The 22,345-nt window shown below is 39.5% G+C and carries 15 protein-coding genes and 5 tRNA genes; 19 read left to right on the top strand and 1 reads right to left on the bottom strand.

The annotated features are described in order from the left end of the window. Window positions 1–290: 290 nt before the first annotated feature. The 4 genes from B3H30_RS03185 to B3H30_RS03170 all read left to right on the top strand — a co-directional run bounded on the left by B3H30_RS03185 (window position 291) and on the right by B3H30_RS03170 (window position 5,030). Window positions 291–1,670, top strand: coding sequence for a TolC family protein (locus B3H30_RS03185; RefSeq protein WP_286833227.1), 1,380 nt, complete (start codon window positions 291–293; stop codon window positions 1,668–1,670). A gap of 32 nt (window positions 1,671–1,702) precedes the next feature. Continuing rightward, complete coding sequence (locus B3H30_RS03180; protein WP_286833225.1) at window positions 1,703–3,064, top strand: sigma-54-dependent transcriptional regulator; 1,362 nt, start codon at window positions 1,703–1,705, stop codon at window positions 3,062–3,064. 3 nt (window positions 3,065–3,067) lie between these two features. Beyond that, window positions 3,068–4,387: a sensor histidine kinase gene (locus B3H30_RS03175; RefSeq protein ID WP_286833222.1), complete on the top strand. Its 1,320-nt coding sequence runs from the start codon at window positions 3,068–3,070 to the stop codon at window positions 4,385–4,387. Window positions 4,388–4,511: 124 nt separating this feature from the next. Beyond that, on the top strand, window positions 4,512–5,030 hold the full coding sequence (locus B3H30_RS03170) for a hypothetical protein (protein WP_286833220.1): 519 nt from the start codon (window positions 4,512–4,514) through the stop codon (window positions 5,028–5,030). A 197-nt stretch (window positions 5,031–5,227) separates the two neighbouring features. On the opposite strand, the gene B3H30_RS03165 is transcribed toward B3H30_RS03170, so the two are convergent. After that, window positions 5,228–6,391: a BamA/TamA family outer membrane protein gene (locus B3H30_RS03165; protein ID WP_286833218.1), complete on the bottom strand. Its 1,164-nt coding sequence runs from the start codon at window positions 6,389–6,391 to the stop codon at window positions 5,228–5,230. Window positions 6,392–6,718: 327 nt separating this feature from the next. Between B3H30_RS03165 and B3H30_RS03160 the strand changes: the two genes are divergently transcribed. From B3H30_RS03160 to rpoC, 15 genes are all read left to right on the top strand, one after another. Next, a tRNA-Thr gene (locus tag B3H30_RS03160) sits at window positions 6,719–6,791 on the top strand. Between the two features lie 26 nt (window positions 6,792–6,817). Continuing rightward, window positions 6,818–6,898, top strand: a tRNA-Tyr gene (locus tag B3H30_RS03155). Between the two features lie 50 nt (window positions 6,899–6,948). Then, a tRNA-Gly gene (locus tag B3H30_RS03150) sits at window positions 6,949–7,021 on the top strand. Window positions 7,022–7,116: 95 nt separating this feature from the next. After that, a tRNA-Thr gene (locus B3H30_RS03145) sits at window positions 7,117–7,188 on the top strand. Between the two features lie 72 nt (window positions 7,189–7,260). Continuing rightward, the gene (tuf, locus tag B3H30_RS03140) at window positions 7,261–8,445 is read left to right on the top strand and encodes an elongation factor Tu (RefSeq protein WP_075991174.1); all 1,185 of its coding nucleotides are present in this window, start codon (window positions 7,261–7,263) and stop codon (window positions 8,443–8,445) included. A 163-nt stretch (window positions 8,446–8,608) separates the two neighbouring features. Beyond that, a tRNA-Trp gene (locus B3H30_RS03135) sits at window positions 8,609–8,679 on the top strand. A 23-nt stretch (window positions 8,680–8,702) separates the two neighbouring features. Further along, window positions 8,703–8,897 carry a preprotein translocase subunit SecE gene (gene secE, locus B3H30_RS03130; protein ID WP_028072657.1) on the top strand — a complete coding sequence of 65 codons (195 nt, stop codon included), beginning with the start codon at window positions 8,703–8,705 and terminating at the stop codon, window positions 8,895–8,897. A gap of 20 nt (window positions 8,898–8,917) precedes the next feature. Further along, window positions 8,918–9,463, top strand: a complete 546-nt coding sequence (gene nusG / locus B3H30_RS03125) for a transcription termination/antitermination protein NusG (protein WP_046672242.1) — start codon at window positions 8,918–8,920, stop codon at window positions 9,461–9,463. Window positions 9,464–9,533: 70 nt separating this feature from the next. Further along, on the top strand, window positions 9,534–11,117 hold the full coding sequence (locus B3H30_RS03120; RefSeq protein ID WP_286833216.1) for a S41 family peptidase: 1,584 nt from the start codon (window positions 9,534–9,536) through the stop codon (window positions 11,115–11,117). Window positions 11,118–11,384: 267 nt separating this feature from the next. Continuing rightward, entirely contained in the window at window positions 11,385–11,828 is a 444-nt protein-coding gene (gene rplK, locus B3H30_RS03115) for a 50S ribosomal protein L11 (RefSeq protein ID WP_070566323.1), read from the top strand. Between the two features lie 22 nt (window positions 11,829–11,850). Further along, window positions 11,851–12,549: a 50S ribosomal protein L1 gene (rplA, locus tag B3H30_RS03110; protein WP_046672240.1), complete on the top strand. Its 699-nt coding sequence runs from the start codon at window positions 11,851–11,853 to the stop codon at window positions 12,547–12,549. Between the two features lie 2 nt (window positions 12,550–12,551). Continuing rightward, on the top strand, window positions 12,552–13,070 hold the full coding sequence (gene rplJ / locus B3H30_RS03105) for a 50S ribosomal protein L10 (RefSeq protein WP_046672239.1): 519 nt from the start codon (window positions 12,552–12,554) through the stop codon (window positions 13,068–13,070). Between the two features lie 78 nt (window positions 13,071–13,148). Continuing rightward, the gene (gene rplL / locus B3H30_RS03100) at window positions 13,149–13,526 is read left to right on the top strand and encodes a 50S ribosomal protein L7/L12 (protein WP_002992785.1); all 378 of its coding nucleotides are present in this window, start codon (window positions 13,149–13,151) and stop codon (window positions 13,524–13,526) included. 168 nt (window positions 13,527–13,694) lie between these two features. Beyond that, window positions 13,695–17,504, top strand: coding sequence for a DNA-directed RNA polymerase subunit beta (rpoB, locus tag B3H30_RS03095; RefSeq protein WP_046672286.1), 3,810 nt, complete (start codon window positions 13,695–13,697; stop codon window positions 17,502–17,504). 71 nt (window positions 17,505–17,575) lie between these two features. Beyond that, complete coding sequence (rpoC, locus tag B3H30_RS03090; protein WP_070566328.1) at window positions 17,576–21,853, top strand: DNA-directed RNA polymerase subunit beta'; 4,278 nt, start codon at window positions 17,576–17,578, stop codon at window positions 21,851–21,853. Window positions 21,854–22,345 lie beyond the last annotated feature (492 nt).

The raw sequence follows: 22,345 nt of genomic DNA, 5'->3' as shown, positions 1-22,345 counted from the left end.
TTAGTCGGTGCTTCTTCGGTTCTTGTTCGGAGCTTGTTCGGTGCTTCTTCGGTTGTAACCGAATAAAATCCGAACAAGAACCGATGTATATCCGTTAAAAAAACGAATAAATGCCGAATTTGATCCCTGTCATTCTACTATTTATACCCTTGTTGATTTTAATTGTCCAACTACGCACACCGACTGTCCATTAATGAACATTTTTCAAAATTCAAATTTTGTATTAATTTGATATTTAATGTTTTAGTTGTTTGGCATGGCGATGGTCAGCAAAAAAATAAAAAATGGATATGAAGAGAATCTATATATATACTACCTTATGCTTTTTATTGAGTTATGTCGGCGCAGAAGCGCAACAGGCTGAGCAAGGACTATCGGAAAGAGCGATGGGGACACCAACAGTTGCGAGGAGCGACGATAAACAAATGACTAAGCGAACTTTAGCTGAATGTATACAATTGGCTGTAAAAGCCAATCCAAGCTTACTGCAGAATGAACTGGATGTGAAACGTGCGGAGGTGAATTTGGCGCAGGCTAAAGCGAATCGATTGCCAAACATGAATGCAAATATGAATCATGTGTTTAGTTTTGGTAGATTCTTTGATGAATCGACAAAACAATATGTGAATAGTAATAGTGAATTTGGAAGTTATGGTATCGATGCTAATATTCCGCTATTTAGAGGATTGGGTTTGCTTTATGATATCCGTATGAAGGCGGATGCAAAGTCTGCCAGTAAACTTGAATTCGATTCACAGATAAACGCATTACGTTTAGATGTTATTACCTGTTTCATCCAAGTGCTTACGGCTAAAGATGTGCTTAAGCAGTCTGAAATGCAGACAGAAGTGACCAAAGAACAGGTAAATAGGGCTGAGGCCATGCATAAGGAAGGGGCGATTAGTCCTGGTGATTATTTTGATCTGAAGGGGCAACTCGCCAATGACATGAACACAATTCAGAATAATCGACAGCTATTATATGCTTATCGAGTTAAATTAGCGAACTTTTTAAATATAGATGAACAACAGCTCGGAGACTTGCAGCCACCAGAATATGTGGAAGATGGACGGAGGTTATCTTCCGAACAGCTTTTTCAACTTGCGACGGAAGCTTTGCCGAATATTCCTGCTTTGGATTGGCGAATTAAGGCTGCAGAAAAGAACATTAAGGTGGCCAAGGCAGCATATTGGCCATCGCTGAGTCTAGGAGCTGGAATGAATTCAAATTTTTCAAATACGAAAACAGATAAATTTTGGGATCAGGTAAATAATAACTTGGGGAAGTCTATTTCTTTGGGGCTTTCTATACCTATTTTTAATAGATTTCAGGTTCTAAATCAAGTTAAGTTAGCAAAATTAGATTTGGAATCTGCAAAATTCCGGAAAGAGATGGAATTAAATAATCTACGTGCTGAAACTTCTAAAGCTGTATTTAATTTGGAGAATGCAAATAATATGATTGTACAATTGCGCAGTCAAAATGAAAATTACGCGGAATCTTTTCGTATTGCCAAGGTAGTTTTCGAGTTGGGAAATAGTAATTCAGTGATTTTTTTGACAGCAAAAAACAAATTCGACAACAGCCAGATTCAATTGGTCGTCAAGCAGTATGAATGGCTGCTGCAAAAATATATCAATGATTATTACGCAAGCTCGTTGAATTTATAGTTATCTTAGTATCTTCAATGAAGTCAGGAAGTATGAAAAAAGCATCTATTTTAGTCGTGGATGATGACCAGGATTTATTAACTGCGGCAAGAATCTTGCTTAAACCTAAAGTTAGTCATATTCAAGTTGAACCTAATCCGGAGAATCTAATTGCACATCTGGAGAAAACACCTTATGATCTGGTGCTTTTAGATATGAATTTTAAAAGCACGATTAATACAGGCAATGAGGGGCTATATTGGTTGTCACGAATCAAAGAGAAATTTCCACAGGTACATGTGATTATGATTACAGCTTATGGAGCTGTTGATCTCGCTGTAAAGTCGCTGAAACAAGGTGCATCTGATTTTGTCGTCAAACCTTGGGAAAATGAACAATTGCTGGCAACAATCGAAAGCGCGCTTGCAGAATCAAAAAATAAAGAAAAGAAAAGTAAAAGTTCCTTGCTCAGCAGTGCGAACAGCCCTGATTTGATTGGTAACTCCATTGTTATGGATGAACTGCAATACAAGTTGGAGAAAATAGCGCCTACAGATGCCAATATATTAATATTAGGGGAAAATGGGACAGGTAAAGACCTGATTGCCCAAGCCATTCAGCGACGATCACTACGTTCAGATCGGACCTATGTTAAGGTTGATGTCGGCGCGCTGACGGAAACATTGTTTGAAAGCGAGCTTTTCGGTTATAAGAAGGGGGCATTTACGGATGCACGTGAAGACCGTCAAGGGCGATTCGAAGCGGCGAATGGAGGGACATTGTTCCTCGATGAAATTGGCAATATCTCTTTGCAGCAACAAGCCAAATTGTTGACTGTACTGCAGAATAGACAGGTGACACCGTTGGGTTCCTATCAACCAATCCCGGTTGATATCCGCTTAATTTCAGCAACGAACGTACCGCTGAAACAACTCGCGGATGAGAGTCGTTTTCGAAAAGACTTAATTTATCGGATCAATACCGTAGAAATTCAGGTACCCCCGCTGCGTGAGCGGGGAGAGGATATCAAACTATTGGCTGATCATTTTCTCGATATCTATTCGAAGAAATACAATAAGCGGATTGAAGGATTTGAATCGGATGCGGTTAAGAAAATGTGTGCCTATCATTTTCCGGGTAACGTCCGAGAACTCCAATACAGTATCGAGCGCGCTGTTATTATGGCAGACCAGCTCAGCATTGCCGGAAATGACCTCTTTTTCTCGCCCATCGAGCAACAAGTAGATAGTCCCGTTGTTGAATCTAGTCCCAGCAGTCAAAATTTGGAAGAATTGGAACGTAAAGCAATCAAATCTGCGATTGAGCGTTACAATGGAAATATCAGTAAAGCAGCAAAGGAATTAGGGCTCACAAGAGCAGCGCTTTATAGACGTTTGGAGAAATATGATATTTAGTCGATGAGGCACGGGAAAATCTTAAATACCATCAAGATTATATTACTGCTGGCAGCAGCTCTTGTGAGTGCCTATTTGCTGCTAAAACGTGAATACGTCCAGGCGTCTTTGATCTTTTGTATGATGCTTTATCTGGGCTTTAATCTATATGCACAATATAATTTTTTGACCAGGCAGTTGATTGAATTTTCAGAAGCGGTAAAATACCGCGATTTTACCAGACGTTTTTTGGTGAAAAATACAAAATCAGTAGAGGGAAAGCTTTTCCTCGCCTTTAACCAGATCAACGAGACCTATAAAGAGATCAGCATTAAACAGGAAATTCAGCATCAATACCTGGACCGTGTGATCAATATGCTGAATTCGGCGATCATTTTTTATGAGATGGATAGTGGTAAGGTCATGTGGGTAAATGAAGCATTTAAGCAGCTGTTTCACTTACCACATCTCGGAAACATTACCGGGCTAAAGAAAAAAAATAACGATCTCTATGAAAAAACCATGTTACTTGAAAATGGGCAGCAACAAATGGAGTCCGTTCAGTCAAGTAAAGGGAAAATTAAATTATTGATTCAAAGCTCAAGCTTTGAGACACAGGATGCTTTGTTTCGCATTGTTGTGTACCAAAATATCAATGAAGCAATTGATGAAACAGAAACAAAGGCATGGCACAAATTATTGCGCGTACTGACACATGAAATTATGAATTCTATTGCTCCGATCAGCTCGTTGGCTGAAACGTTGAATGGCCGTTTGGACCATTTTAAGGGACATGAAGATATTGATGATCTAAAAACAGGTATATCGACCATTAAACGCCGGAGCGAAGGACTCTTGCACTTTGCTAAGAGTTATCGCATGATCAATAAAGTCGATCAGCCTCAGCTAGCGCCGATCCAAATTTCGCAGTTATTTGAGCATATCTATCAGCTGCTTGAACCAACCTTGATCCAGAAAAATATTGACGTAGATATTATCCTTAAAAATACACGGTTAATTTTATCTGCAGATGTCAATTTGATCGAGCAGGTTATTATTAACCTGATGCTGAATGCAATTGATGCAGTAAAAAATAGGGAAGAGGCTTATATCAGTTTATCTGCTCTCGAAGTAGACGGTAAGGTTCAGGTCCGGATTGAAGATAATGGGGCCGGAATTCCTGCCGATCTCCAGGAACAGATCTTCACGCCATTTTTTACGACAAAGAAAACGGGTACAGGTGTCGGCTTGACCCTAAGCAAACAGATCATGTTATTGCACAAAGGGACTATTTTTCTCAATAGCACGGAGGGAGAGGGTAGTGTTTTTGTCCTCCAGTTTTAGCGATATCATTCCCTCTGACCTGTCGCTTTTCTAATTTAATAGCATGTATTCATTGGTACTAAAAACCTCATGTTCCATGTGAAAAATCATAAAATTTAGCGATGTTTGCAGCGAAATGAACTACATGCTTAAGTATTGGCGGCATTATTTTGTATCCCATAGTCGCCATGGGACCCATTCTCCTTTTGTCTATAAATTGGTTGACGAGGTGATCTATCAAAAGACCTCCAAAGCGCGTGTTTCAGAATTACCCCAATTTATTCAAAACGAAAGCAAGGTAGAACAGAAAAAGTATGCATTAATCGATCGATTATTAAAGACATTTGCTTACGATGATTTTAGCTATTGGGGCGATCGTCCGCTCGAAAGTTATCGGAGCCTTTTGCAGGAGCAGTGTGGAAGCTATGCATACCGGCATATCTATTATATCGATCTGGATGATCTTGACCTGAAAGTTTTGGAAAACGTTCGAGACCGGGATATACTAATTATAAATGAGCCCCATTTATCAGCGAAAAGAGAAGCCTATTGGAATAACCTGAAAAAGGATAATCGTGTTGTGATTACGATCGATCTATACCGGATTGGTTTGGTTTACTTTAGGAAAGAACAGCGGAAAGAGAATTTTCTGATCCGATTTTAAACTGCAGTTACTACCATTGCCTGATTGATGGTGGGGTAGTCATCAACAGCATTCCGTTGGACATAAAATATTTTATTTAAAACTTGTGAGAATTGAGAAGGAGTAGGGATAGGAAAGTCGATTTCGTTTGTTACTAATAAAGAACAGCATCGATCAATAGGTATTATGGATGCTGTTCTTTATGATATGTTTTTTTATTAAAAAGCTTCACTTAGGGACAGGTAGAAGCCCGATTGACGTTTTTCTCCGGGTCTTTGTTCGCCAAAGGAATAATCAAAGCGTATACTGCTATTATGTTCGAGACTAAAGAAATAGCGTAAACCGCCACCATAACTTGCGACATATCGGCTGCTATTTTCCTTGGAAAAGGTCGATCCGAGTCCTGAAAATCCAACGATGCCAAAGCGTGGATGAAAGCGATAACGCAGTTCAGCCTGTGAGGCCAGGTAATTCTTGTCCCGGTAACGTCCGAGGTAATAACCGCGCATCATCATGTCTCCGCCTAGTTCACGGTAGTTGTAGAATGGAACGGTTTTCCCAAATGTGGAACGAAAGATTCCCTGTAGGGCCAGCGTGACTTGGTTGTGCAGGGGAATAAAGCCACGGAGATCAACATCGAGGTTTGCCCCTGTAAAATCAGTACTTGTCCATAATTTGGGAGCATATGCCAACCGTAATTTGGCATAATAACCTTTTGTCGTATAAGAAACGTTATCCCTATTATCAAACAATTGCGATAGACCTATGAGGAGTTGTTGTCCGCCATCCTTTCCAATAAGATCGGAATGATTGAAAATGCGATCGGCGCTGTCGCTACGAATGGTGAAGTTATCGTATTGAATGTTGATACCAGAATAGAGGTTGTTGCTGATTTTTTTCTCAGCTTCGAGTTTAACGCGAAATAATTTTTGATCAATGCGTTCTTCATCTGCTTTCCAGGTGTCCATGCCGACACCATAATAGTTAAAGGGCCAATTACGGTAGCGTATTTCACTAATCAGATGATAGTCGTTATTTTTAGTCCAAAGATCGGTCTGTAGTTTAAAGTTGGACTGACTATTAGATGTAAAGGTTCCCATGACCATGACCGTGGAGGTGCGGATTTTGGGATCAGATTTGTCCAGATAAAAATTATAAGCACTTGCCAGACCATATTCGACGCCCGTTTCCTGCGCATAACCAACGGCCGGTAAAACCATAAAACTACCGGAGCGTGTAGAATCTCTTTCAGAGGAAAGAAATTTTTTACTCAATTTTTGAATAATATTTTGAGCTTTCAATTCGGCCGATCCCATTAAAAGTACCGTAAATAGTACGGAGTATCGGGTAAGTTTTGAAAGTGATTGCGGTAAAATTTGCATGCCCAAAGATAGTATATTAGCCAAATAACCAAAATAGGTAAATATGCAATGAAAAATTATTGTGCTGCATATCAGTATAATTGCCAAAAACTGTCTTTTTTTTTTGACAAATATTTTTGTAAAGTGAGTTTTGTGTCTATCTTTGCATCAGCAAACAAGGGAACAACGGTTCAAAACAACGAAAGTTTGCTTAGTTCTTTAAATGAAAAAAAAATAAAAAATAAACTTGCAGAAATCAAAAGTAAATTCGATATTTGCACTCGCTGAAAAGGTAGAAATACTTGGTCAGATGTTGATAGAATGTAAGTTTAAATAAAGATATTAGAAGCCTCTTTAGCTCAGCTGGTAGAGCAACTGACTTGTAATCAGTAGGTCATTGGTTCGATTCCGATAAGAGGCTCTAAATGTAACGAGAGTTACAGGTCTGGAGGGGTTCCAGAGCGGTCAAATGGGACGGACTGTAAATCCGTTGCTTCGGCTTCGAAGGTTCGAATCCTTCTCCCTCCACACTTTATTTTAATTAGAGTGTTAGATTTACTCTAGTTTCTAATTATTAAGCGGAAGTAGCTCAGTTGGTAGAGCGATAGCCTTCCAAGCTATAGGTCGCGAGTTCGAACCTCGTCTTCCGCTCAAATTTTTCAAGTATTAAATTTAGTCTCTATCTTCTTTGATAATAATGTATCTAAAGGTGGGGGCATTAATACGTAAATAAGGTTTTTTAGTAAGCCGAAGTAGCTCAGGGGTAGAGCACTTCCTTGGTAAGGAAGAGGTCGTGGGTTCAAATCCCATCTTTGGCTCGTACTTGTGTAAAAGTTAAGCAAGAGTATATAACAAATAGAAATAATTTATAATTACTAATTCGCATAAACATGGCAAAAGAGAAATTTGACCGTAGTAAACCACACTTAAACATTGGTACTATCGGTCACGTTGACCACGGTAAAACTACAACTACAGCTGCTATCACTAAAGTATTGGCTGATAAAGGTTTGTCAGAAGCTCGTTCATTTGATTCAATTGACTCTGCTCCTGAAGAAAAAGAGCGTGGTATCACAATCAATACTGCACACGTAGAATATTCTACAGCTAACCGTCACTATGCACACGTTGACTGTCCAGGTCACGCTGACTACGTTAAGAACATGGTAACTGGTGCTGCTCAAATGGACGGTGCTATCATCGTAGTTGCTGCGACTGATGGTCCTATGCCTCAAACTCGTGAGCACATCTTGTTGGCTCGCCAAGTAGGTGTTCCTGCGTTAGTAGTATTCATGAACAAAACTGACTTAGTTGATGACCCTGAGTTGTTAGACTTAGTTGAAATGGAAGTTCGTGAGTTATTATCATTCTACGAATTCCCTGGTGATGATATCCCTGTAATCAAAGGTTCTGCTTTAGGTGCATTGAACGGTGAGCCTGAGTGGGTTGAGAAAATCATGGAATTAATGGATGCTGTAGATAACTACATTCCAATTCCTCCACGTTTGACTGACTTACCTTTCTTGATGCCAGTAGAAGATGTATTCTCGATCACAGGTCGTGGTACAGTTGCTACAGGTCGTATCGAAAGAGGTGTAATCAACTCTGGTGATCCAGTTGAGATCTTAGGTATGGGTGCTGAGAACTTGAAATCTACAGTAACAGGTGTTGAGATGTTCCGTAAAATCTTAGATTACGGTGAGGCTGGTGATAACGTAGGTTTATTGTTACGTGGTATTGAGAAAACTGATATCAAACGTGGTATGGTTATCTGTAAACCAGGTTCAGTAACTCCTCACGATCATTTCAAAGCTGAGGTTTACGTATTGTCAAAAGCTGAAGGTGGTCGTCATACTCCATTCTTCAACAAATACCGTCCTCAATTCTATTTCCGTACAACTGACGTAACTGGAGAAATCTCTTTACCAGAAGGTACTGAAATGGTTATGCCAGGTGATAACGTTACAATCAGCGTGAAATTAATTTCTGCTATTGCAATGGAAAAAGGTCTACGTTTCGCTATCCGTGAGGGTGGTCGTACAGTAGGTGCTGGTCAGGTAACTGAAATTATCTAGTCTTTAATAAAGATTTAGAATCACATAGAATAAGCTAATCAACTGAGGTTGATTAGCTTATTTTTTCGATAAGCGATTTATCGGATTAAAATAAAAAAAAGTGAAAAAAGATTTGCAGAAAGTGGTTTAAAACACTATATTTGCATCACAAAATAAGAAATACACGGGCATAGTTTAAAGGTAGAACGAAGGTCTCCAAAACCTTTGGTCTGGGTTCGAGTCCTGGTGCCCGTGCTTATAAAAACAGATAAACTAAAATGGCAAAAGTACTTGATTTTTTTAAAGACTCTTATGTAGAGATCACTGAGAAAGTGACTTGGCCTACATGGTCTCAGTTACAAAGTTCAGCTGTTATTGTACTTGTTGCTTCTCTTCTTATTGCATTGGTTGTCTTTGTAATGGATAAAGCTTCAAGTGTAGGGTTAGAATTCTTGTACGGTATTGCTTCTTAATTTTTCAATCGTATTTATTTATGGCAGATCAAGGTTTAAAGTGGTACGTAGTTCGTGCTGTAAGTGGTAAAGAAAAGAAAGTAAAGCAATATATTGATGCCGAAGTTAGCCGTTTAGGTATTGAGCACTTGATTCCTCAGGTGTTGATTCCAATGGAAAAATACTACTTGATGCGCGATGGTAAGAAAGTTGCTAAAGAGCGTAACTACTATCCTGGTTATGTTTTATTAGAAGCAGCTCTTGACGGTGAGTTAGAGCACATCATCAAAAATATCAATAGTGTCATTGGTTTCTTGGGAGATAAAGCTGGTAATGCAGTCCCTTTGCGCCAAGCAGAGGTAAATCGTATCCTAGGTAAAGTGGATGAAATGGCCGAGCAAGGTGAAACCATTAACGTTCCTTACTATGTGGGTGAAACAGTGAAAGTAAACGATGGTCCTTTCAACGGATTTACCGGAGAAATCGAAGAAGTCCACGAAGATAAAAAGAAATTAATCGTGATGGTGAAAGTCTTCGGTCGTAAGACGCCACTTGAACTAAACTACATGCAAGTAGAAAAAGAGTAAGATTAGTAATTAACGATAGAGAAAAGCTTTTCATGAAAATTGGAAGGCTTTTTTTTGTATCTTACTACAAATGAAAAGGCCAACTATTTATCTATTCGTATTGATGTATGTGCTGACATTGCTGAGCTGTGCAAATGTCGAGAAGTACAATCGATTTATTGAAACGCCCCTGACGGTGGAAGCTATGCAGCAAGATATCAACTATGTTGAGCATAACCTGTGGAAGATGCATCCGGACCTGTTTCTATATGTGCGGGAAGATCAGTTAAAGATTAAGTTCGACAGCCTCCGTAGGACGATCCGCCAGCCATTATTGCCCAATCAGTTTCAGTTGGCATTAGCATCTGTACTGGCTCAAGTTCGGCAGGGGCATATGACGCTAAGTCCTCTTATTTCAAAATTTGATCCGAAAGGTAAGGATAAAGTACGCTACCAAAAAAGTAAGGGTCCTTTCTCACAATTGGGATTTCATTGGCAAGAAAATACACTCTATCTCTCAAAAAATGGGACCTTAGATTCGACCTTGGTAGTAGGTTCTAAAATTCTTGCCGTTGAGGGGATACAACCACAAAATCTGTATACAAAATATCGTCCAACCTTTACATCGGACGGCTATAATACGACATTTATAGATCAGGCTTTTGAGCGTTTATTACCGCGGTATTACCAATTGGAATTGGGCTATCGGGATTCTATTGCGATCTTGTTTTCCGATGCCGATAGCACGTACCAGCGGACTGTTGTAAGAAGGTTTGATAGTGTCGATACAAAGGCTAAATCAGAGATAACGACCAAGGCTGTGAAAAAAGTGAGCCAACCTGATCAGAAGAAAAGTGATTTAAAAAAGCAGCGTAAAATCTTTGGGTATAATGCCAATCTAAAAAGAATGAGTAAACAGCTCTCTTTCCCTGTCAAAGGCGATAGTAGTGTTGCTTTATTGAAAGTGGTTGACTTTTCGTATGGGCGTCCAAAAGAAGCCTATAGAAGAATTTTTGATCGACTGGAGCTTAATTCTGTACAATACCTGATCTTGGATCTTCGTGGCAATTTGGGCGGACGTTTGTCCGATGTCCGTGAATTATACAGTTACTTAGTGGAAGAGGATAAATTCCAATTTGTTCAGCCGGCAGTTATCACCTCAAAATTCAACTTACCATTTTATCAGGTAAAAGGATTGCCGGGTTGGTCTTATCCCGTTTTATCACCATTTATTATACCAAGTGCTGTAGTATCTTGGACAAAGACGTTTTCCAAAGATGGAATAAATTACACCCATCTTACGGGAAGCAAAATTGAAAAATCAAAGGCGAATCGCTATCGCGGTGATTTATTTGTATTGATCGATGGCGGGACTTTTTCTGCGGCGAGTTTAATTGCTACAAATCTGAAAGTTGGGAAACGTGCTGTTTTCTTTGGTGAAGAGACTGGCGGGGCTGCTAGTGGCACGGTTGCGGGAGTTCTTCCTGTACTGAAACTGCCAAACTCCCATTTAAGGTGGCGCTTTGGCTTAATGGACGTGAAGCCTTATTATCATGTAAGCGAAGCCGGACGGGGTGTTATGCCGGATGTTTCCATTGTACGAAATGTTGATGATGTTATCAAAGGGAAGGATCAGGTATTGGATAAGGTGTTGAAGTCTATTAGAGTACAGTAGAACTGATGTAAATTTGTTAAAATCGATAATTCTAGTGTTAAGATTTAGAAAGGTGTCAAGATTTTTTTGTAGGAAGATGTGTAATCTGGGCTAGGATATAAAAAAAAACATAAATTCCTGAAAAATTAAAAGTTAGATACTTGCAGGATTCAAATCTTCTTATTAACTTTGCACCTCGGTTGGGGTGTTACGTCCTGGCCGATGAATGTTACGTTATTTGCTTCCAACTTACTAACAGACATTTAACAAAATTAAATTCAAAACAAAATGGCAAAAGAAGTCAGTGCGTTAGTAAAATTACAAGTTAAGGGCGGAGCTGCGAATCCTTCACCTCCAGTAGGACCTGCATTAGGTGCTAAAGGTGTGAATATCATGGATTTCTGTAAGCAGTTCAACGCTCGTACGCAAGACAAACCAGGTCAAGTATTGCCTGTTGTCATTACAGTTTACGCTGATAAATCATTTGATTTTATCATCAAGACTCCACCGGTAGCAGTTCAGTTGAAAGACGCTGCGAAATTAAAAAGTGGATCTGGCGAGCCTAACCGTAAAAAAGTTGCGGCTATCACTTGGGAACAAGTTGAGACAATCGCTAAAGATAAAATGCCTGATTTAAATGCATTTACTGTAGAGGCTGCTATGAAAATGGTAGCTGGTACAGCACGTAGTATGGGTATTACTGTATCAGGTAATGCTCCTTGGAACAATTAATTAAGAAATCAATTTAAGAAAAGTGGCTAGATTAACAAAAAATCAAAAAGCGGCACTATCCAAAATTGAAGCTGGTAAAGCATACTCTTTAAAAGAAGCTTCGGCTTTAGTTAAAGAAATCTCATTGACCAAATTTGATGCTTCTGTGGATATCGACGTTCGTTTGGGCGTAGATCCTCGTAAAGCAAATCAAATGGTTCGTGGTATTGCAACATTACCTCACGGTACTGGTAAAACTGTTCGTGTTTTAGTTTTATGTACTCCTGATAAGGAAGAAGAAGCTAAAGCGGCAGGTGCAGACTACGTAGGTTTAGATGATTACATCAGCAAAATTGAAGGTGGTTGGACTGACGTTGATATCATTATTACTATGCCTAGTGTTATGGCTAAAGTTGGTAAATTGGGTCGTATTTTAGGTCCAAGAAACTTGATGCCTAACCCTAAAACTGGTACAGTTACAACAGAAGTTGGTAAAGCTGTAACAGATGTAAAAGGTGGTAAGATCGATTTCAAAGTTGACAAAACCGGTATCATCCATACTTCTATTGGTAAAGCGTCGTTCGATGCAGATAAGATATATGATAACGCACTAGAGGTATTACAAACTCTAGCTCGTTTGAAACCATCTGCAGCTAAAGGAACTTACTTTAAAAGTATTCACATTTCCTCAACTATGAGTCCTGGTATTCATATTGAGACTAAATCAGTAGCAGGTATTTAATCATGAGAAAAGAAGAAAAACAAGAAATTGTTCTAGCTTTGGCCGAACAGATTAAATCTTACGGTAACTTCTACATTACCGATACTGCTGAGTTGTCAGTTGAAAAAGTGAATAACATTCGTCGTAAATGTTTTGAACAAGGCATCGAAATTAAAGCTGTAAAAAACACTTTAATCAAGAAAGCATTAATCGAAGCTGGTGTTGATGAAGAAGAAATCTTTGGAACGCTTAAAGGAGCGTCTACAATGATGTTTTCAGAAGTCGCTAACGCACCTGCGAAATTAATCAAAGAATTGCGTAAATCAGGTGAAAAACCGTTGTTAAAAGCGGCTTTCATTGAAGCAACTGCATTCGTTGGAGATAATCAATTAACTGCATTAGTTAATCTTAAATCTAAAAACGAACTTATTGCGGACGTTATCGCAGCCTTGGAATCTCCTGCGAAAAATGTTATTTCAGCTCTTCAATCAGGAGGAAATACTGTTGCAGGTTTAGTAAAAGCTTTAGAAGAAAGAGGTTAACGAATCCTCCAGAACAGAAACATTCGTTACAATTTAATTAACAATTTTTATAAAGTACATTCAAAAATTCAAAATAAAATGGCAGATTTAAAACAACTTGCTGAACAGTTAGTTAACTTAACAGTAAAAGAAGTTAAAGAATTAGCTGATATCTTAAAAGACGAGTATGGCATCGAGCCTGCTGCTGCTGCTGTTGCTGTAGCTGCTGCTCCAGCTGAAGGTGGTGCTGCTGCTGCAGAAGAGAAAACTTCATTTGACGTTATCTTGAAAGAAGCTGGTGGTCAAAAATTAGCTGTAGTTAAATTGGTTAAAGATTTAGCTGGATTAGGCTTGAAAGAAGCTAAAGATTTAGTTGACGGAGCACCTAAAGAATTAAAAGCTGGTGTATCTAAAGACGAAGCAGAAGCTTTGAAAAAACAATTAGAAGAAGCTGGTGCTGTTGTTGAGATTAAATAATCTCAACTAATTAGCCCGAAAAGGTTTAGACTCTGACGATTTTTCGTCAGAGTCTATTCCTATTTATATCAATACGCCACTATGCTGTGTATATGCTGGGCACAGTGGAAAGGTGGTTTACAGCATAAGTGTAAGCGCAGTTTTTTTAAAACTAAAATTCATATTCCCTTGGCAAACAATAATATTCAACAAGAAAGAATAAACTTTGCGACAAGTAAGAAAGTATTGGAATATCCAGATTTCTTAGATGTGCAATTGGAATCTTTCAAGGAGTTTTTTCAATTAGAAACTACTTCTGACAACCGCCATCAGGAAGGGCTGTTCAAGGTATTCTCGGAAAACTTCCCTATTTCTGATTCAAGAAACATTTTTGTGCTAGAGTTTTTGGATTATTTCATTGATCCACCACGTTATGATATCCAAGAGTGTATCGAGCGCGGCTTGACTTATAGCGTTCCTTTAAAGGCTAAGTTAAAGTTATCTTGTAATGATGAAGAACACGAAGATTTCGAAACTATTGTTCAGGATGTATATTTAGGGACTATCCCTTATATGACTCCTAAAGGTACTTTCGTGGTAAATGGTGCAGAGCGTGTCATCGTATCGCAATTACACCGTTCACCAGGCGTTTTCTTTGGTCAAAGTAGACACACAAATGGTACTAAACTTTATTCTGCAAGGGTAATTCCTTTCAAAGGATCTTGGATCGAATTTGCAACTGACGTAAATAACGTCATGTATGCGTACATCGACCGTAAAAAGAAATTCCCAGTTACGACCTTATTGCGTGCTATCGGTTATGATTCGGATAAAGATATCTTAGAATTGTTCGATTTAGCGGATGAAGTAAAAGTTAGTAAATCTGGTCTTAAAAAATATGTTGGTCGTCGTCTTGCGGCTAGGGTATTGAAAAAATGGGTAGAAGATTTCGTGGATGAGGATACAGGTGAAGTTGTATCTATCGACCGTAACGAAATTATCCTTGAGCGTGAAACTGTTCTAGAAGAAGATCACATTGATTTGATCATCGAAGCTGGCGTTAAGTCTATTATCTTAGCGAAAGATGATGAATCAAACAATGCAGACTATTCTATTATATATAACACTTTACAAAAAGATACGTCCAACTCAGAAAAAGAAGCGGTAGAGCATATCTATCGTCAATTGCGTAACGCTGAACCACCAGATGAGGAAACTGCTCGTGGTATCATCGATCGTTTATTCTTCTCTGACAAACGTTATGATTTAGGTGATGTGGGTCGTTACCGTATCAATCGTAAGTTGAAGTTGGGAACTCCGGATGATACGAAAGTATTAACCCGTGAGGATATCATTGCAATTGTGAAGTATTTGATCAATTTGATCAACTCTAAAGCCGAGGTGGATGATATTGACCACTTGTCAAACCGTCGTGTACGTACTGTAGGTGAACAATTATATGCTCAATTTGGTGTAGGTCTATCTCGTATGGCCCGTACAATCCGTGAGCGTATGAACATTCGTGACAATGAGGTATTTACGCCAACTGATTTGATTAATGCACGTACACTTTCGTCCGTAATCAATTCGTTCTTTGGTACCAACCAGTTGTCTCAGTTCATGGACCAAACTAACCCTCTTGCTGAAATTACGCACAAGCGTCGTTTGTCAGCTTTAGGTCCAGGTGGTCTTTCTCGTGAGCGTGCAGGTTTCGAGGTTCGTGACGTTCACTATACACACTACGGTCGTCTTTGTACAATTGAAACTCCTGAGGGTCCAAACATCGGTTTGATCTCCTCATTGGCTGTACATGCGAAAATTAACCACTTAGGATTTATCGAGACTCCTTACCGTAAGGTAAAAGATGGGGTTGTTGTGGTTGACGAACCGGTTGTATACTTATCTGCTGAGGATGAAGATGGTAAAACAATCGCACAAGCGAATGCTTTGTATGATGACAAAGGTAATTTCGAAGATGCGAAAGTGAAAGCCAGATATGAGGGTGACTTCCCAATTATCGAGCCTAATATGCTTGATTATATGGACGTTGCTCCAAACCAAATTACATCTATTGCGGCTTCATTGATTCCTTTCTTGGAACACGATGATGCCAACCGTGCATTGATGGGATCGAACATGCAACGTCAGGCTGTGCCTGTATTGCGTCCACAAGCTCCTATTGTAGGTACTGGTCTTGAAGGTCGTGTAGCGAAAGATTCACGTACATTGATCAATGCGGAAGGTCATGGTGTAGTAGAATATGTAGATGCTGATGAAATCAAAATCCGTTACGACAGAAACGACGATGATCGTCTTGTATCATTCGATGATGATGTCAAAACGTATAAATTGATCAAATTCAAGAAAACCAACCAAAATACATGTATGAACTTGAAGCCTATCGTTAAGAAAGGTCAACGAGTTGAACCAGGACAAGTATTATGTGAAGGTTATGCAACTGAAAATGGTGAATTAGCATTAGGTCGTAACTTGAAAGTAGCGTTCATGCCTTGGCAAGGATATAACTTTGAGGATGCGATTGTAATCTCTGAGCGTGTAGCGAAAGAAGACTGGTTTACATCTCTTCACATTGAAGAATTCGAACTTGAAGTTCGTGATACGAAACGTGGTGAGGAAGAGTTAACAGCTGATATTCCTAACGTATCTGAAGAAGCGACAAAAGACTTAGATGAAAACGGTATTATCCGTATCGGTGCTGAAGTTGGTGGCGGTGATATCTTAATTGGTAAAATCACACCTAAAGGTGAGTCTGATCCTTCTCCAGAAGAGAAATTGTTACGTGCAATCTTCGGTGACAAAGCTGGTGACGTGAAAGATGCTTCATTGAAAACTCCGCCTTCATTAAAAGGTGTTGTTATCGATACGAAGTTATTCTCGCGTGCGAAGAAAATGTCTAAAGAGGTTGAGCGCAAAACTTTAGAAAAACTAGAGGTTGCTCACGATAGAGCTGTTAAATCATTGAAAGATCGTTTGGTTGAAAAATTATTCACAGTAGTGAATGGTAAAACAAGCCAAGGGGTATACAATGTCTATAAAGAGTTGTTGGTCGCTAAGGGAGCTAAGTTCACACAAAAAATCCTAGCTGAATTAGATTACAACAACATCAACCCAATGGGATGGACAACTGACGAAGATAAAAACGAGTTGATCAAAATGGCCCTTCATAATTACAATATTAAAATTAATGAAGAGTTAGGTTCATTCAAACGTGATAAATTTGCAGTGTCTGTCGGTGATGAACTTCCATCAGGAATTGTGCAGATGGCTAAAGTTTACGTTGCTAAGAAACGTAAGTTGAAAGTAGGGGATAAGATGGCCGGTCGTCACGGTAACAAAGGTATCGTTGCACGTATCGTACGTGATGAGGATATGCCATTCTTAGAAGATGGAACACCAGTTGATATCGTGTTGAACCCACTAGGGGTACCTTCACGGATGAACTTGGGACAGATCTACGAAACCGTATTGGGTTGGGCAGGTCAAAAATTGGGTGTGAAATTTGCTACACCTATCTTTGATGGTGCTGAAATGGATCAGGTACAGGATTGGGTTGCGAAAGCTGGCCTACCAAAATCTGGACGTACATATTTGTACAACGGATTGACTGGTGACCGTTTCGATCAACCGACGACAGTGGGTGTAATCTACATGTTGAAATTAGGTCACATGGTTGATGATAAAATGCACGCACGTTCAATCGGTCCGTACTCATTGATCACGCAACAACCTCTGGGTGGTAAAGCGCAATTCGGTGGTCAACGTTTCGGTGAGATGGAGGTTTGGGCATTGGAAGCATTCGGTGCGTCTAACATCCTTCAAGAAATCTTGACTGTGAAATCGGATGACGTGGTTGGTCGTGCCAAAACTTACGAAGCAATCGTAAAAGGTAACAACCTTCCGACACCATCGGTACCAGAATCGTTCAACGTATTGGTACACGAGCTACGTGGATTGGGTCTAGATATCACATTGGATTAATTAAGCAAATAGGGCTTTGAAGGGCTCAGTCCTTCAAAGCTTCTTTATAAAGCTTTAACTTTTGAATAAGTATGTCTTACAAAAAAGATAATAAAATTAAAAGCAACTTCACTTCGATTACGATCAGCTTGGCTTCTCCAGAAACTATTTTGGAACGCTCAAGTGGTGAAGTTACAAAACCGGAAACGATTAACTATCGTACCTACAAACCAGAACGTGACGGTTTATTCTGTGAGCGCATTTTTGGTCCTGTAAAGGATTACGAATGTCACTGTGGTAAATACAAACGTATCCGTTATAAAGGTATTGTATGTGACCGTTGTGGTGTTGAAGTAACAGAGAAAAAGGTGCGTCGTGAGCGTATGGGACATATCAACTTGGTGGTTCCTGTCGCGCACATCTGGTATTTCCGTTCTCTTCCTAATAAAATTGGTTATTTATTGGGACTTCCTACCAAGAAATTGGATATGATCATTTACTACGAACGTTATGTGGTTATCCAAGCTGGTATTAAGGAAGAAGATGGTATCAACTTCATGGACTTCTTGACTGAAGAAGAATATTTAGATATTTTAGATACTCTACCAAAAGAAAATCAATATTTAGACGATAATGACCCTCAAAAATTCGTTGCTAAAATGGGTGCTGAGGCGTTAGAAGATTTGTTGAAACGTATTGATTTGGATCAATTGTCATACGATTTACGTCACCAAGCTGCTAACGAAACTTCTCAACAACGTAAAAATGAAGCGTTAAAACGTCTTCATGTGGTTGAAGCTTTCCGTAGTTCACGTGAAAATATCGAGAATCGTCCAGAATGGATGATTGTAAAAATCGTTCCAATCATTCCACCTGAATTACGTCCTTTAGTGCCTTTGGATGGTGGTCGTTTTGCGACTTCGGATTTGAATGACTTATACCGTCGTGTGATTATCCGTAACAACCGTCTAAAACGTTTGATCGAAATCAAAGCTCCTGAGGTAATCTTACGTAACGAGAAACGTATGCTTCAAGAAGCGGTAGACTCTTTGTTTGACAACTCACGTAAAGTGAACGCTGTTAAGACAGAAGGTAACCGTGCATTGAAGTCTTTATCTGATATTTTGAAAGGTAAACAAGGTCGTTTCCGTCAAAACTTGTTAGGTAAGCGTGTGGATTATTCGGCTCGTTCGGTAATTGTTGTAGGTCCTCACTTGAAATTACACGAGTGTGGTCTTCCTAAAGATATGGCTGCAGAACTTTACAAACCGTTTATCATCCGTAAGATGATCGAGCGTGGTATTGTAAAAACAGTAAAATCAGCTAAGAAAATCGTTGATCGTAAAGATCCAGTGGTATGGGATATCCTTGAAAATGTATTGAAAGGTCACCCTGTATTACTAAACCGTGCACCTACGCTTCACCGTTTGGGTATTCAGGCTTTCCAACCTACATTAGTAGAGGGTAAAGCTATTCAATTACACCCATTAGTGTGTACAGCGTTCAACGCCGATTTTGACGGTGACCAGATGGCAGTCCACTTACCGCTTGGTAATGCTGCAGTTTTGGAAGCCCAAATCTTAATGTTAGGCGCGCACAATATCTTAAACCCTGCGAATGGTTCTCCAATCACCGTACCATCTCAAGACATGGTATTGGGTCTTTACTATATTACTAAAGGCCGTAGAACTGCTGGCGATCACATCGTAAGAGGTCAAGATATGACTTTCTATTCGGCTGAAGAGGTTATCATCGCTTTAAATGAGAAGCAAATTGACCTTCACGCTTGGATTAAAGTAAAAACAAAAGTTAGACAAAAAGATGGTAGCATCGTTGATACCTTATTAGAAACAACTGTAGGTCGTGTGATCTTCAACCAAGTTGTTCCTGACGAAATGGGATTTGTCAATGAATTGCTTACGAAAAAATCTTTGCGTAATATCATTGGTGAAATTGTGAAGACTACGGGTATGGCCCGTGCAGCACAGTTCTTGGATGATATGAAAGAATTGGGATATCAAACAGCCTTCAAAGGTGGTCTTTCGTTCAACTTGGAAGATTTGAACATTCCTGCTGCGAAAGCTGAATTGATTCAACAAGCAACTAACGAGGTTGAAGAAGTAATGAATAACTATAACATGGGTTTCATTACAAACAACGAACGTTACAACCAAATCATCGATATCTGGACGCGTATCAATAACAGATTGACTGCGCACGTTATGGATATTCTTTCGAATGATAACCAAGGTTTCAACTCAGTTTACATGATGTTGGATTCTGGAGCCCGTGGTTCGAAAGAGCAGATCCGTCAGTTATGTGGTATGCGTGGTTTGATGGCGAAACCTCAAAAATCAGGTACTTCTGGTGGTGAGATTATCGAAAACCCAATCTTGTCAAACTTTAAAGAAGGTTTGTCCGTATTGGAATACTTTATCTCTACCCACGGTGCGCGTAAAGGTCTTGCCGATACGGCATTGAAAACAGCGGATGCGGGTTACTTGACTCGTCGTTTACACGACGTTGCTCAGGATATGATCGTTGTGGAACAAGATTGTGGTGGTTTACGTGGTATTTATACAACGGCATTGAAAGATAATGACGATGTTGTTGAACCATTGTTCGATCGTATTTTGGGTCGTACACCATTGCATGATGTTCTTCATCCGGATACTGACGAATTGATCGTTTCTGCAAATGAAGATATCACTGAAGAAATTGCTGAAACTATCGAAAAAGCAGGTATCGAAGGAATTGAAATTCGTACGGTATTAACTTGTGAGTCTAAGCGTGGTGTTTGTGCTTGTTGTTACGGACGCAACTTGGCGTCAGGTAAGCGTGTTCAGTTAGGGGAAGCTGTGGGTGTTATCGCCGCTCAATCAATTGGTGAGCCAGGTACACAGTTGACACTTCGTACATTCCACGTGGGTGGTACGGCATCGAACATTGCTGCTGATTCAAGTATCATTTCTAAATACGATGGTAAAATCGAATTTGAAAACGTACGTACTGTTTCGCAAACAAACGATAATGGCACACATCAGGTAGTCTTAGGACGTTCTGGTGAGGTTAAGATCATTGATGCACATAATAAAATCGTATTCCAACAAAATATCCCTTATGGTTCACAGTTGTTCGTTGAGGATGGCGGTACAGTAGCTAAAGGTGATAAATTGGTTGAATGGGATCCATATAATGCTGTAATTATTTCTGAATTTGCCGGTAAAGTTGAATTTGATGCAATTATCGAAGGTGTTACCTTCCGTGAGGAGTCAGACGAGCAAACTGGTCACAAAGAGAAAGTAATTATTGAAACACGTGATAAAACGAAAAACCCATCCATCAAGATTCTTGATAAATCGGGCGAGGTTATTCGTACCTACAATATCCCAGTAGGCGCCCACGTTGCAGTTGCTAATGGTGTAACAGTAAAAGAAGGTGGTATCTTGGTTAAAATCCCTCGTTCTACAGGTAAAACGCGAGATATCACAGGTGGTCTACCACGTGTAACGGAGTTATTCGAAGCACGTAACCCTTCTAACCCTGCTGTTGTAACAGAAATCGACGGTGTGGTAACATTGGGTGGTGTGAAACGTGGTAACCGTGAGATGTCTATCGAGTCTCGTGATGGTCAAATCAAGAAATACTTGGTACCTCTTTCTAAACATATCCTTGTTCAGGATAATGACTTTGTGAAAGCTGGTATGCCATTATCAGATGGTTCGATCTCTCCTGCGGATATCTTGTCGATCAAAGGTCCATCAGCGGTGCAACATTACATTGTGAATGGTATCCAAGAGGTATACCGTCTGCAAGGTGTGAAGATCAACGATAAACACTTCGAGACGATCGTTCACCAAATGATGCAAAAAGTTAACATCGAAGATCCAGGAGATACTCGTTTCTTAGAAAAAGAAGCCGTTAACAAATGGGATTTCATGGAAGAAAATGATTCTTTGTTTGACAAGAAAGTTGTTGTTGATGCAGGGGACTCTAATAATTTACGTCCGGGACAAATTGTTTCTTTACGTAAGTTGAGAGAAGAGAACTCTAGTCTGAAACGTCGTGACTTAAAACTTGTTGAAGTTCGTGAAGCAATTCCGGCTACTTCAAGTCCATTGTTGCAAGGTATTACCAGAGCTTCATTGGGTACGAAATCGTTCATCTCTGCTGCCTCTTTCCAAGAGACTACAAAAGTGTTGAACGAGGCTGCTATCGCAGGTAAACGTGATAACTTATTAGGTTTGAAAGAAAACGTAATTGTTGGTCACTTGATCCCTTCTGGTACAGGTATCCGTCAATACAGCAATTTAATCGTGGGCTCTCGCGAGGAGTACGATCAATTGTTGGCTTCGAAAGAAGAAGATTAATCGTTACTCGATTATTTTATATAGGAAGGTCCAGACATTCGTCTGGACCTTTTTTGTTTCGATAACGACCTTATATGATATTGAAGAAGGTCGTAAAATATATTTAGCTTGCTTTTTTAGCGGTGAAATTGCTTGTTAAGGAAGGGGGCGAACTGAAATTTATAGCAAGCAGCTTGGCCGTTTAATTGGTTAATTTTACCTGATAGGACGGTTTAAAGCATAGCTATCTTAAATGAATCGTTCAATGTTACAGTTAGTTAACTTTAATATTAAAAAATAATAAACAAAAGGCTTGGAAGTTTGTTAGTAAACTCCCTATCTTTGCACCACTCCGCAAGGGAGGGACGGTTACTTCGAGAGAAGGAGCCATGAAAAAAGAAGGGTTTAAGAGAAGTCTGGCAGGATTTAAAATCCCGCTCAGTTTATTTTAAACGCGGAAATCGAAAAAAGGGAAAAGAAAAAAAACTTCAAAAAGTTTTTGGAAGTTCAGAA

The sequence above is a fragment of the Sphingobacterium sp. UBA7038 genome, from assembly GCF_002494055.1.
GTDB classification, from domain to species: domain Bacteria; phylum Bacteroidota; class Bacteroidia; order Sphingobacteriales; family Sphingobacteriaceae; genus Sphingobacterium; species Sphingobacterium multivorum.
This window is presented reverse-complemented; position numbering and strand designations above follow the sequence as displayed.